The following is a 13001-nucleotide window of genomic DNA, read 5'->3' on the forward strand; positions in this document are numbered from 1 at the left end:
CCATGCCCCGCCTGCCCTCCCCCCTCACCCTCGCGGACCGCGGCCCCCGGAAGAGCCGTACGACCGGCCGCGGCGACGGCGGCGATCCGCACGGCGCGGCGCCCGGCCCCACGCCGCACGCCGGTTCCGCACGCCGCCGGGCCGCCCGGGAGACGGCCACCGCCTGGGGCTTCGTCTCCCCTGCGGTGCTGGTGATCCTCGGGCTGAGCGTGGTGCCCGTGGCGTGGTCGCTGCTGCTGTCCTTCCAGGCCGACGACCTGGTCACCCCGAGCCGCTGGGTCGGCCTCGACAACTACCGGGCGCTCGCCCAGGACCCGCACTTCAGCCAGGCCGTCCGCAACACCCTGCTGTACACGCTGCTGTACGTCCCGCTGAGCATCGGCCTCGGACTGTTCCTCGCGCTGGCGCTCAACCAGCGGCTGCGCTTCGTGGCGCTGTACCGCACCCTCTTCTTCGTGCCGTTCGTGGTCTCGGCCACGGCCCAGGGCGTCCTGTTCTCCTTCATCCTGGACCCCGAGTTCGGCGCGGCCAACTCCGTGCTGCACAAGATCGGCGTCTCCCCGCAGGGCTTCCTCACCGATCCCGGGCAGGCGCTGCCCGCGCTCGTCGCGATCTCCCTGTGGAGCGGCACCGGCTTCTGCGTGGTGGTCCTGCTCGCCGCGCTCCAGGACGTACCGCCCTCGCTGGTCGAGGCGGCGCGGCTGGACGGCGCGGGCCGCCGCCACATCCTGCGCCATGTGACGCTGCCCGCGCTCACCCCGGTGCTGGTCTTCCTGCTGCTGTGGCAGACCATCAACGCGCTCCAGGTCTTCGACCTGGTGTACGTGACGACCAAGGGCGGCCCGCTCGGTTCCACCACGGTCATCGTCTACTTCATCTGGGAGCAGGCGTTCAAGAACTTCACCGCCGGGTACGGCGCGGCCGCGGCCTACGCCCTCGCCCTGGTCCTGCTGGTGCTGGCCGCCGTACCGCGGGTGAGCCGCGCCGTGCGCCGCCGGGCCCGTACCGGCCGCACCGGTCTCGAAGGAGCCGCACGATGACCGTCACCTCCCCCTCCCCCACGGCCCTGTCCCCCGCCGCCGGAACCGGCGACGGCACGAACGGCGGTCCCGGACGGCCCCGCAGGCGCCGGCCGTTCAGCCCCTGGCACCTGCTCCTGGCCCCGCTCGCCCTGGTGTTCGCCGTGCCGCTGATCTGGCTGGTGCTCAGCTCCTTCATGAGCGACGCGCAGATCAACCGGTTCCCGCCCGCGCTGTGGCCCTCGCGCATCGACCTCGGCGGCTACCGGTACGTGCTGGGCAACGCCATGTTCCCGCGCTGGTTCCTCAACTCGCTGATCGTGTCGCTGGTCGCGGTGGCGTCCAATCTGGTGCTGGGCGCGCTGGCCGGGTACGCGTTCGCCCGGATGCGGTTCGCCGGGTCGCGGCTGCTGCTGGGGCTGATGCTGGCCACCATGGCGATCCCGTTCCAGCTGACCATGATCCCGACCTTCCTGGTCATGAAGCGGCTCGGGCTCATCGACACGCTGGGCGCGCTGATCGTGCCGTCGCTGGTCACGCCGTTCGCGGTGTTCCTGCTGCGCCAGTTCTTCCTCTCCCTGCCCCGGGAACTGGAGGAGGCGGCCTGGCTGGACGGCTGCTCCCGGCTGCGGGTGCTGTGGCGCATCGTGCTGCCGCTGTCCCGTCCGGCGCTGAGCACGGTGGCGGTGCTGACCTTCCTCACCACCTGGAACGACCTGAGCTGGCCGCTCATCGCCATCAACCACGACACGCAGTACACGCTCCAGCTGGGACTGACCACCTTCCAGGGGCAGCACCACACCAAGTGGTCGGCGGTCATGGCGGGCAACGTCATCACCGTGCTCCCCGTGCTGCTCGCCTTCCTGCTCGCGCAGAAGTCCTTCATCCAGTCGATCACGTCGAGCGGCCTCAAGGGATGAACCCCGCGCACCGCCCGTACCGCGCCCACCGGGCGCACCCCGTCCGCACAGCAAGGAACCCCGCATGCCGTACGCCCACGACCTCCTCGTCCTGGGAGACGCCAACCCCGACATCGTCGTCGGCCCGCTCGACGCGCCGCTCGCCTTCGGACAGCGCGAACGGCTCGTCGACAGCGGGGCGCTGACCCTCGGCGGCTCCGCCTCGATCATGGCGTGCGGGGCCGCGCGGCTCGGTCTGAAGGTGGCCCTCGCCGGGCGGGTCGGCGACGACGACGCCGGCCGCTACGTCCGCGCGGCGCTTCAGGACCGGGGCGTGGACACCTCCGCGCTGCGCGTCGACCCGGACCTGCCCACCCCGCTCACCGTCGTCCTGACCCGCCCCGACGGCGACCGGGCCATCCTCACCGCGCCCGGCACGCTCCCGGCGACCGGGCCCGAGGACGTGCCCGAGGCCCTGCTCACCGGCAGCCGCCACGTGCACGCCGCGTCCTACTTCCTGCTGCCCCGCCTGGCCGCCGCGCTCCCGGAGCTGTTCGCCACCGCCCGCGCGCACGGCGCCACCACCTCCCTGGACACCAACGACGACCCGGCGGGCACCTGGGCGGCCGGCCGCCTCGCCGACGTCCTCGCGGCCACCGACCACCTGCTGCCCAACGCGCAGGAGGCGCGGGCCCTGGCCGTCGCCGCCGGGGCTCCCGGGGACGTGCCCCTGGAGGAGGCCGCCGCCGTGCTGGCGGCCCACGGCCCGCGGGTGACCGTCAAGGACGGGGCGCGCGGCGCCCTCACCCACGACGGCCGCACCCTGCTGCGCACTCCCGCCGTCCCCGTGCGGCCGCTGGACACCGTCGGCGCCGGGGACAGCTTCGACGCCGGATTCGTCGCCGCGCTGCTGCGCGGCCTGCCCCTCCCGCAGGTCCTCGAGACCGCCGCGGCCTGCGGCGCACTGTCCACCAGGGCCCATGGCGGAACGCCGGCCCAGCCCACCTGGGACGAGGCCGCGGCCGCCGTCACCCGCAACGGAAAGAACCAGTGATGACCACCCAGACCCCCCCTTCCGCTCCCTCCGGCACCCCCAAGGTCGCCTTCGTCGGCGCGGGCAGCGTCGTCTTCACCCAGGGACTCCTGGCCGACCTGCTGGCCTTCCCCGAACTGCGCGGCGCGCACATCGCCCTGCACGACATCGACGCCGAACGGCTGGCCACCGCCCACGGGGCGGCCCGCTACATCGCCGACCGGCTCGCCCCGTCCGGGACCGTGCGGATCACCGCGCACGCCGAACGGCGCGCGGCCCTCGCCGATGCCGACTTCGTCATCAACATCGTCCAGGTCGGCATGCGCGAGGCCACCCGCACCGACTTCGAGGTCCCGGCCCGCTACGGGCTGCGCCAGACGATCGGCGACACCCTCGGCGTCGGCGGCATCTTCCGGGCGCTGCGCACCTTCCCGCTGCTCAAGTCGCTCGGCGAGGACATCGCCGAGGTCTGCCCGGACGCCTGGCTGCTCAACTACACCAACCCCATGGCGATGAACGTCCAGTACCTGACCCGGGCGACGGGCCTCACCCGCGTGGTGGGCCTGTGCCACTCGGTGTACTGGACCGTCCACGACCTCGCCGAACTGCTCGGCGTCCCGCACGAGGAGGTCACCTACCGGGCCGCCGGCGTCAACCACCAGGCGTGGGTGCTGCGCCTGGAGCACCGGGGCACCGACCTCTACCCCCGGCTGGACGCGCTGATCGAGTCCGACCCCGAACTGCGGCGCCGCGTACGGGTCGACATGTACCGGCGCCTGGGCTACTACCCGACCGAGACGAGCGAGCACTCCTCCGAGTACGTGCCCTGGTACCTGCACCACACCGACGAGATCGAGCGGCTGCGCCTCCCGGTCGGCGCCTATCTCGACATCGTGGACGAGAACATCGCCGCCTACGAGCACACCCGCGACGCCCTCGCCCAGGGCGAGCCGCTCACCGTCGAGGGCACCATGGAGTACGCCCCGCAGATCATCCACAGCATCACCACGGGCACCCCGCGCACGGTCTACGGCAACGTCCCCAACCACGGGCTGATCGACAACCTGCCCGCGGGCGGCACCGTGGAGGTGCCCTGCCTGGTGGACGCGCTGGGGGTGCAGCCGACCCGGGTCGGCGCGCTGCCCGCCCAGTGCGCCGCGCTCAACCGCTCCTACCTGAGCATGAACGACCTGGTCGTCCGGGCCGCCCTGGAGGACGACCCGCGCTCGATCCGCCAGGCGGCCATGACCGACCCGGCGACGGCCGCCGCCCTGCCCGTGGAGCGCATCTGGGACCTGTGCGACGACATGGTCCGGGCCCACGGCGACCTGCTCCAGCCGTCGCTGCGCGCCACGCTCGGCCACTGACGGATGCCGCACGGGCGCGCCCCGGCCGGCGGGGCGCGCCGGAAGGGAGGACGACCATGACCGAGGTGACGCTCCTGCTGGTGGGAGCCGGACTGCGCGGGATGACCTACGCGCGCCACGCCCGGACGGGCGGGGCGGCGCGGGTGGTCGCCGTGGCCGAGCCCGACCCGGAGCGGCGGGCGCGGGCCGCCGCCGAGTTCGGCGTCCCGCCCGAGCGGACCCACCGCGACTGGCGGGAGGCCGCCGCCGCGGGCCGGGTCGCCGACGCGTGCGTCATCGCCACCCAGGACCGCGACCACACCGGGCCCGCGCTGGCGCTGGCCGCCCTCGGCCACCACATCCTCCTGGAGAAGCCCATGGCGACCACCGCGCGGGAGGCCGCCGCGATCACGGACGCCGCCCGCGAGCACGGTGTCCTGCTGGCGGTGTGCCATGTGCTGCGCCACACCGGCTACACCCGGCGGCTGAAGGCGCTGCTCGCCGAGGGCCGCATCGGACGGCTCGTCAGCGTGCAGCACCTGGAGCCGGTGGGGTGGTGGCACCAGGCGCACTCGTTCGTCCGGGGCAACTGGCGGCGCGCCGACACCTCGGCGCCGATGCTGCTCACCAAGGCGTGCCACGACATCGACTGGCTGGTGCACCTCGTCGGGGAGACACCCGCGCGGGTCGCGTCCTTCGGTTCGCTGACCCACTTCAGGGCCGGGGACGCACCGGCCGGGGCCGCCGCCCGCTGCACGGACTGCCCGCTGGAGACCACCTGCCCGTACTCCGCGAAGCGGCTCTACCTGGGCTGCCTCGGCGATCCGGAGCAGGAGTTCTGGCCGCTGTCGGCGGTGACGGCGGACCACACGGAGGCGGGGGTGCTGGAGGCGCTGCGCACCGGGCCGTACGGGCGCTGCGTGTACGCCTGCGACAACGACGTGGTGGACCACCAGGTGGTCACGATGGAGTTCGCCTCCGGTGCCACCTGTTCGTTCACCATGAGCGCCTTCACGCCGATGGAGCAGCGCCGCACCCGGCTGATGGGCACGCACGGCTTCGTGGAGGGGGACGGCACCACGCTGCGGGTGGTCGACTTCCGCGACGGCACCGAGGAGTTCGTCGATCTCGCCGCGGAGGCCGGTGCGCAGGCGGGTCCGTCCGCCGAGGACGGCCACGGCGGCGGTGACGAGGCGCTGACCGAGGCGTTCGTCGCCGCCGTCGCGACCGGGGACGCCTCGCTGCTGCTGTCGGACGCCGAGGAGAGCCTGGCCACCCACCGGGTGGTGTGGGCGGCCGAGCACGCCAGGACGACCGGGACGGTGGTGGAGGTCGCCGACTGGGCCGCGGCAGTCGCCGGTTGAGGGCGCTGCGGGGGCCGGGCGGGGGGTGTCAGGCCAGTTCGCCCAGCGCCTCCCAGGTGCGCAACCGGTCGTCGGGGCCGCCGAGTTCGCTGCCGGAGAGGACGACCTCGGTGGCACCGGCGTCGCGGTAGCGGCGGACGGTGTCGGCGAGGGTCTTCTCGTCGCCGATGGCGGCGAGTTCCACCGGGTGGGCGACGCCGGACTGCTCGATGACCCGGGCGTAGGACGGGATCTGCTGGTAGAAGGAGAGCGCCTCGTGGGCGGTGCCGCGCACCCGTTCGGGTTCGGCGGTGACGACGCCGGGCACGAAGGCGACGACGCGGGGCGCGGGGCGGCCGGCCTCCTCGGCGGCCCGGGTGAGGGCCGGGACGATGTGCTGCTCCAGGGCGCGCGGACCGGCGAGGTAGGGCAGGATGCCGTCGGCGAGCCGGCCGCTGACCCGCAGGGACTGCGGTCCCATCGCGGCGACGAGCAGCGGCACGGCGGGCTCAGCGCCGGGCACCGAGGCGGGCAACGGCGTCCGGGCGGTGAGCAGTTCGCCCTCGAAGTCGGCCTGCCCGGTCTCGGTGAGCGAGCGCAGCGCGGTCAGGAACTCGCGCAGCCGGGCGACGGGCCGCTCGAAGGGCAGTCCGAAGGCGCCCTCGGTGAACAGCTTGGTGCCCAGGGCGAGTCCGAGGTGGTAGCGGCCCCCGGTGGCGGCCTGGACGGTCTGGGCCTGGCTGGAGACGAGCAGCGGATGCCGGCCGAAGACCGGCAGCGCGGAGGTGCCGAGGTGGATGCCGGGTACCTCGCGCCCGACGATCGCGGCGATCGTCGGCGAGTCGTAGCCGAAGGTCTGGCCGAACCAGAGGGATCCGAGCCCGGACGCGCGCGCCTGCCGTGCCTGGCGCACCACCTCCTCGACGGGCAGCGCGGATCCGGTCGTGTCGATGGTCACTCCCACAGTCATGTGGGGGTCAACGGCGGTGCGGTGCCCGGGGATTCCGGTCTCTGTGTGAACAGTTCGTTGCGGCGGGCGGGAGCCGGGACGTCGGAGCTGGTTCCGGCGGCGTTCACACGGCGGCCCCGTCCGTTCACGCGTGTGTCGCGCTCTTTCGCCAAGGTAGCCTCCTGGCCCGCGCGTTGTCGGCGCGGATCCCTGTCAGCGGCAGTGAAGGACACGACCACCATGTGGAGATCAGTGACGCGGCCGAGGCCGCACCGCCCCGGACCCCGGCCACGACGGCTGCTGGCCGGCGCCCTCGCCCTGGGCACCGTCCTGGCGGGCCTCGCGCCCGTCACGGCCTCGGCTTCGGGGCGCGGCGTCGACCCGTACGACGCCGTGGACCAGTTCATCGGCACCCGGCTGGACACCGGTCAGGACAAGGGCAACAGCGCGTACGGCGACACCTATCCCGGGGCCACCGTCCCGTTCGGCATGGTGCAGTCCAGCCCGACGACGTACCGCAGCGGCGACGGCGACCAGAAGGGCGGGTACGAGTACACCGCGGACCGGCTGCGCGGCTTCGGGATGACCCGGCTGTCCGGCACCGGCTGCGAGGGCCGGTTCAGCGCCTTCGACTTCCCGGTGCTGCCCTACACCGGTGAGCTGCCCGGCGGCGCGCTGCCCGTCAGCCCGGCCACCCGCATCACCGACTACTACCTGCCGTTCCGCCACGACCGGGAGCAGGCCCGGCCGGGGTACTACAAGGTGCGCACCGACAACGATGTCAGCACCGAGCTGACCGCCACCACCCGCACGGCGGTCAGCCGGTACGACTTCTCCGGGGCGGCCCGCTCCGCGCTGCTCATCGACGTGGCGGGCTCCAACAACCGCGTCTTCGGCAGCCAGGTCACCGTCTCCGGCAACACCGTCAGCGGCTGGGTGGAGTCCGCCGCGGTCTGCGATGTCGGGGGCCGCTACCGCGCCTACTTCTCGACCACCTTCGACCGGCCGGTGCGCGCCTTCGGCACCTGGCAGGGCGGCACCGTCACCCCGGGCTCGGCCACCGCGCGGAGCACCGGCGACCCGCACGGGGCGGGCGCCTACCTGGTCTTCGACCAGGGTGCCAGGGTCACGGCGAAGAGCGGGCTGAGCTATGTGAGCGTCGCGGGCGCCGCGCACAACCGCGACACCGAGACCCGCTCGCTCGGCTTCGGCCAGGTCCGCGACCGGGCCGCGCGGACCTGGCGCGAGGCGCTGGGCACGCTCGCGGCGGACGGCGGCGCACGGGAGCGGCGCGTCACGTTCTACACCGCGCTCTACCACGCGCTGCTGCACCCCAATGTGTTCGACGACGCCGACGGCCGCTGGACCGGCTACGACGGGCAGGTCCACCAGGTGACCGGGGGCCGTCACGAGTACGTCACCTACTCGGGCTGGGACGCCTACCGCGGCCAGGCGCAGCTGGTCGCGCTGCTCTTCCCGAAGGTCGGCGACGACATCAACCAGTCGATCGTCGACATGGTGCGGCAGACCGGCACCTGGCCCAACTGGCCGCATCTGAACCAGTCGCAGCAGAAGATGAGCGGCGACTCCCTCCAGTCGCTGCTGGCCTCCGTGGACGCCTTCGGCAGCACCCACTACGACCGGGCCGGTGCCCTGGCCTCCATGAAGACCACCCAGTCGCTGCCGGCCACGGCCACCCGGCGCGCGGGCGCCCAGCAGTACTTCAGCACCGGCTTCCTGGAGAGCCGCCGGGGCGGCTCGGCCACCTCCACCACACTGGAGTACGCCATCGACGACTTCGGCATCGCCCAGCTCGCCCATCGGCTCGGCGACCGGGACGCGTACGGGACCTTCATGGCGCGCGCGCAGAACTGGCAGAACGTCTTCGACGACACGACCCGGCAGATACGCCCCCGGGACCGCACGGGCTTCGACCGCGCCTTCGACCTGAGCCGGCGCGGCGACCAGTTCGACCAGGCCACCGGCTACCAGTACGGCTGGCTGGTGCCGCACGACGTGGGCACGCTGATCGAGAAGCGCGGCGGCATCGCGCGGGTCACCGCCGAACTGGACGAGCACACCAAGGACCTGGACGCGGGCGTGTACGGCGTCACCGGCGCCTACCTCAGCAACCAGCCGAGCTTCTCCATGCCCTATGTCTACAACTGGCTGCGGCGCCCGGACCGCACGGCCGACGTGCTGCGCCGGGCGGTCACCGAGCTGTACGGCACCTCGCCCTCGGGGCTGCCGGGCAACGACGACCTCGGTTCGCTCAGCGCCTGGTACGTCTGGGCGAACCTGGGCGTCTACCCCTCGGTCTACGGCACCGCCGACCTGGTGGTCTCCGCGCCCATGTTCGACCATGTGCGGATCAGGAGCGCGGGCACCGGCCGCACCCTGACCCTCAGGGCGGACGGGGTCTCGCAGGGCCGGGTGTACGTCGCCGGGCTGCGGGTGGACGGGCGGCGCACCACACGCTCCTGGGTGGACGAGGGCTTCACCCGCCGGGGCGGCACGCTGACGTTCACCATGGCGCGGACCCCGGGCACCTGGGGCACCGGCGCGGGCGACGTGCCACCGTCGTACACGGACGGCGCCGACGCCCGCAACGACATCGGCACCACCCCGGCGGGCCGGGGCGACCTCGGTTCCCTGGACCTGAGCGGCAACTCGCTCTCCCGCGACCGGCTGGCCGCGGCCGGTGCCGCGCCGGGTGCGCGGCTGCCGCTCGGCGCCACCGGTGCCGTGTTCACCTGGCCGGACACCGCGCCGGGCGAGCCGGACAACTGGATCCCGCACGGCCAGCGCATCGCGCTCGGCGGCGCCCGCGGCACCGGGATCACCTTCCTCGGTCTGGCCACCAACGGGCCCGCGCAGGGCGAGGCGGTGGTGGAGTACACCGACGGCTCCACCCAGCGGGTGCCGGTCGGGCTCACCGACTGGACGCCGGGCACGGACTACCGGTTCGGCAATGTCCCGCTGGTCACCACCGAGGGGCGCAACACCGCGGGCGGCGGCAGCGACAGCGCGCAGGCCAAGGTGTTCGCCACCGCGCCGGTGGCGCTCGACCCGGACCGGCGCGTCGCCTCGGTCGTGCTGCCGCAGGGCAGTGACCGGGGTGTGCTGCACCTCTTCGACGTCGCCCTGACCAGCGGTCCGCTGACGGGCTGACCGCGCCGCCCTGCCCCCCCCGCCCGGCGGCCGTCCGTTCCACGCTCCGGTGAACCGGTGAACCGGTGAACCGGTGGAGCGGGCGGCCGCGGCGCCGCGCGGCCGGGGTGTCAGACGCCGGCCACCGCGAGCGCGCAGCACACGGCCGCGAGCGCCAGGAAGGCGCTCGGGAAGGCGATGTTGTGCAGGACCCGGGTGCGGAGGTGCACCGCGACGGCTCCGGCGTAGAAGAGCACCAGACCGGCCGCCGCCGCGACGTCCAGGTGCCACAGGCCCAGGAGTCCGGCGAGCAGCCCGAGCGCTCCGGCGGCCTTGAGCGCGGCGAGCACCGGGATCCAGGGCGGCCGCACACCGACCTCGGCCGCGTTGGCGCGGACGAACCGCGCGCCCGCGAGGTCGGCGGCGGCGACACCGGCGTTGGCGGCGATGGTCAGGGCGGCGATGACGGCATATGTGGTGGACATGGCGAGGGCAACCGTTCGGGCTCGGTGGACGGGACGGCGCGACGGGCGGAGCGGGAGTGCGCGGACCTGGTCCCGTCGGCGTGTCCAGCGTCTTGCGCGGCCCCCGGTTGCGTCCAATACCTGCGTCTATAACGTATGGGCATGGACATCGACACCCGGCTGCTGCGGACGTTCGTGACGGTGGCCGAGGAGGGGACGCTCACCCGGGCCGCCCAGCGGCTGTTCGTGTCGCAGCCCGCCCTCACCAAGCAGATCAAGCAGTTGGAGACCGTTCTGCGCACCACGCTCTTCGAGCGCTCCCGGGAGGGCATGACCCTGACCGCGCCGGGGCGGGAGCTGGCCCGGGAGGCACCGGCCGTGCTGGCGGCCTGGGACCGGGCGCTGCGGCAGACGAAGAGCACGGCGGACCGGGCGCGGCGGGTGCTGCGCGTGGGCTTCCTGGCCAGCGCCGCCAACGAGGCCACGCCCGCCATCATCGCCGACCTCGGCCGCCGCAGGCCGGGCTGGCGGGTCGAGATGCGCCAGGCGTCGTGGTCCGACCCGACCGCGGGGCTCGCCCAGGCCGAGGTGGACGCCGCGCTGCTGCGGCTGCCGTTCCCCGGCCAGGACGCCTTCCGCACACGGGAGTTGCTGACCGAGCCCCGCTGGGTGGCGCTGCCCGCCGCGCATCCGCTGGCGGGGCGCGAGCGGATCGCCTTCGCGGACCTGTGGGACGAGCCGTTCGTCGCCGCGCCCGCCGCCACCGGCGTATGGCGTGAGCTGTGGCTGGCGTCGGACGAGCGGGCGGGCCGTCCGGTGCGCATCGGCGCGGTCACCGACCAGCCCGACGACTGGCTGAGCGCCATCGCCAACGGGTACGGCGTCGCCCTCGCCCCGGCGTCGGCGGCGCGCTTCTACGCCCGGCCCGGCGTGGTCTACCGACCGGTCGACGGGGTGAGTCCGACCCGGGTCGGGGTCGCCTGGTCCCCGGCGGCCGACGCGGACCCGGTGGTGCGGGACTTCGTACGCTGCTGTCTCGCGCACCGCGAGCCCTCCGGCGCGTGAGGCTCCGGCACCGTCACAGCCCGCCCGCCACCGTCACGGCCAGTACGAGGACGAGCAGCGCGACATAGGCGACGGAGTGGATCCGGTCGGGGACGCGGGCGCCGAGCCGCCTGGCCACCGCGATGGTGGGCAGCGAGCCGCACAGCAGCGCGGCGCACGCGACGAGGTCGACGTAGCCCACGCGGCCGGTGTGCGCGGGGGCCGCGGGCGCCAGCGCGTAGACGAGCGTGCCCGCGAGGGCGACGGGGACGCTGAGCGGGTTGGCGAGCGCGGTGGCGGTGGCCATGGGCAGTCCGCGGCGGCGCAGCAGCGGGACCGTCATGACGCTGCCGCCGACGCCGAGACTCGCGGCGACGGTGCCGATGCCGACCCCGCCGAGTGTCGTCGTGAACCGCCCCAGCGGGCGCGGCCCGCCGTCGCCGCCGACGGCGAGGAATCCCTTGCGCAGCACGCTGTCCGCGATGGTGACCAGCAGGTACCCGGCGAACAGCACACGCAGCAGGGTGTCGCCGAGCCGGGTCGCCACCAGGGAGCCGAGCGCGGCGCCCAGCAGGACGTAGCCGGCCAGCGGCCACACGTACTCCCGGCGGATCCGCCCGGCCCGGTGCTGGGCCGCGGTCGCGGAGACGGCGTTGACCACCATGACGGCCGTCGAGGTGGCGATCGCCACGTGCATGGCGTCGGCGGAGCCGTCGTGCGCGGTCGCGCCGAGGACCCCGTAGACGACGGGGACGGTGACGAAGCCGCCGCCGAAGCCGAAGAGCACCGTGGTGACGCCGGTCAGGCAGCCGAACAGGAGGAGCGTCAGGAACGAGGACAGAGTGAACACCGTGACGACGCTACGGAGCGGCCGGTGTGGCGGGCAATCGACTGTTCGCCACATCCTTACGCGCAGCCGACAGTCCGGCGTAGGGTGGCCGGGTGCGCAACGTACCGGTCGACGAGGTGGACGCCCTGGACCGCGCGGTGCTCGCCATCGGCACCGACTACCCGTACGGGCATCTGCTGCCCCGGCACGAGCACCGGCGTGCCCAGGTGCTGTACGCGGCCACCGGGGTGATGGAGGTCGAGACGGACGACGGCGCCTGGACGGTGCCCACGGCCCGCGCGGTCCTCGTCCCGCCGCGGGTGCCCCACCAGGTCACGATGACGGGGGTCAGCACCCGCAGTCTGTACATCGAGCCCGCCGCCGCCCCGTGGTTCCCGGACCGCTGCCGGGTGGTGGAGGTGTCCGCGCTGCTGCGGGCGCTGCTCCTCGCGGCCGTCGACATGGCGCCGCGCTATCCGGCGCACGGCCGGGACGCGGCCGTCGTCGACCTGGTCCTGCACGAGCTGCGGACGGTGACCCCGCTCCCCCTCGATGTGCCGCTGCCCGCCGATCCGGGGCTGCGGCGGCTGTGCGAGGCGTTCCTGCGGGCCCCGGACATCCATGATCCGCCCGCCCGCTGGGCGGCGGCCCTCAGCATCAGCGAACGCACCCTGGGCCGGCTCTTCCGGCGCGGCACCGGGCTGAGCTTCGCGCAGTGGCGGCAGCGGGCGTGCGTCCTGCGCTCGGTGCACGCGCTGGCCGCGGGCACCCCGGTGACCCGGGTCGCGGTCTCGCTCGGGTACGAGAACCCCGCGGCGTTCACGGCGGCCTTCCGGGGGCTGCTGGGCCGCGCCCCCTCCGCCTACCTGGCCCGGCCGCCGCGCGGCACGCTCCCCCACCGGGGCGGACCGCACCCCTGACACGG

11 protein-coding genes are annotated in these 13001 nt (G+C 74.2%); 8 read left to right on the forward strand and 3 right to left on the reverse strand.

Annotation, left to right across the window (positions count from 1 at the left end):
• Positions 1-2: 2 nt before the first annotated feature.
• The 5 genes from ACWDYF_RS20535 to ACWDYF_RS20555 all read left to right on the forward strand — a co-directional run bounded on the left by ACWDYF_RS20535 (position 3) and on the right by ACWDYF_RS20555 (position 5661).
• On the forward strand, positions 3-1040 hold the full coding sequence (locus ACWDYF_RS20535) for a carbohydrate ABC transporter permease (protein ID WP_389464941.1): 1038 nt from the start codon (positions 3-5) through the stop codon (positions 1038-1040).
• The gene (locus ACWDYF_RS20540) at positions 1037-1939 is read left to right on the forward strand and encodes a carbohydrate ABC transporter permease (RefSeq protein ID WP_381744408.1); all 903 of its coding nucleotides are present in this window, start codon (positions 1037-1039) and stop codon (positions 1937-1939) included. The genes ACWDYF_RS20535 and ACWDYF_RS20540 overlap by 4 nt, the downstream gene beginning before the upstream one ends.
• Positions 1940-2003: 64 nt before the next feature.
• The gene (locus ACWDYF_RS20545; RefSeq protein ID WP_389464938.1) at positions 2004-2972 is read left to right on the forward strand and encodes a carbohydrate kinase family protein; all 969 of its coding nucleotides are present in this window, start codon (positions 2004-2006) and stop codon (positions 2970-2972) included.
• The gene (gene melA / locus ACWDYF_RS20550; RefSeq protein ID WP_389464935.1) at positions 2972-4318 is read left to right on the forward strand and encodes an alpha-glucosidase/alpha-galactosidase; all 1347 of its coding nucleotides are present in this window, start codon (positions 2972-2974) and stop codon (positions 4316-4318) included. Before ACWDYF_RS20545 ends, melA begins: the two co-directional genes overlap by 1 nt.
• A gap of 56 nt (positions 4319-4374) precedes the next feature.
• The gene (locus tag ACWDYF_RS20555) at positions 4375-5661 is read left to right on the forward strand and encodes a Gfo/Idh/MocA family protein (RefSeq protein ID WP_389464932.1); all 1287 of its coding nucleotides are present in this window, start codon (positions 4375-4377) and stop codon (positions 5659-5661) included.
• Between the two features lie 28 nt (positions 5662-5689).
• On the opposite strand, the gene ACWDYF_RS20560 is transcribed toward ACWDYF_RS20555, so the two are convergent.
• Positions 5690-6610 (reverse strand): LLM class F420-dependent oxidoreductase, encoded by a 921-nt coding sequence (locus ACWDYF_RS20560; protein WP_389464930.1) that lies wholly within the window; start codon positions 6608-6610, stop codon positions 5690-5692.
• 219 nt (positions 6611-6829) lie between these two features.
• On the opposite strand from ACWDYF_RS20560, the gene ACWDYF_RS20565 reads away from it, so the two are divergent.
• Positions 6830-9760, forward strand: a complete 2931-nt coding sequence (locus tag ACWDYF_RS20565; RefSeq protein ID WP_389464926.1) for a GH92 family glycosyl hydrolase — start codon at positions 6830-6832, stop codon at positions 9758-9760.
• Between the two features lie 110 nt (positions 9761-9870).
• Here ACWDYF_RS20565 and ACWDYF_RS20570 read toward each other — a convergent pair whose 3' ends face one another.
• Positions 9871-10224 (reverse strand): DoxX family protein, encoded by a 354-nt coding sequence (locus ACWDYF_RS20570; protein WP_381744402.1) that lies wholly within the window; start codon positions 10222-10224, stop codon positions 9871-9873.
• A gap of 141 nt (positions 10225-10365) precedes the next feature.
• On the opposite strand from ACWDYF_RS20570, the gene ACWDYF_RS20575 reads away from it, so the two are divergent.
• On the forward strand, positions 10366-11268 hold the full coding sequence (locus ACWDYF_RS20575; RefSeq protein ID WP_037890521.1) for a LysR family transcriptional regulator: 903 nt from the start codon (positions 10366-10368) through the stop codon (positions 11266-11268).
• Positions 11269-11281: 13 nt separating this feature from the next.
• Here ACWDYF_RS20575 and ACWDYF_RS20580 read toward each other — a convergent pair whose 3' ends face one another.
• Complete coding sequence (locus tag ACWDYF_RS20580) at positions 11282-12097, reverse strand: sulfite exporter TauE/SafE family protein (RefSeq protein WP_389464923.1); 816 nt, start codon at positions 12095-12097, stop codon at positions 11282-11284.
• Positions 12098-12189: 92 nt separating this feature from the next.
• Between ACWDYF_RS20580 and ACWDYF_RS20585 the strand changes: the two genes are divergently transcribed.
• Positions 12190-12996, forward strand: coding sequence for an AraC family transcriptional regulator (locus ACWDYF_RS20585; protein WP_389464920.1), 807 nt, complete (start codon positions 12190-12192; stop codon positions 12994-12996).
• The last annotated feature ends 5 nt before the right edge of the window (positions 12997-13001 follow it).

It is taken from the genome of Streptomyces sp. NPDC003284 (genome assembly GCF_053589675.1).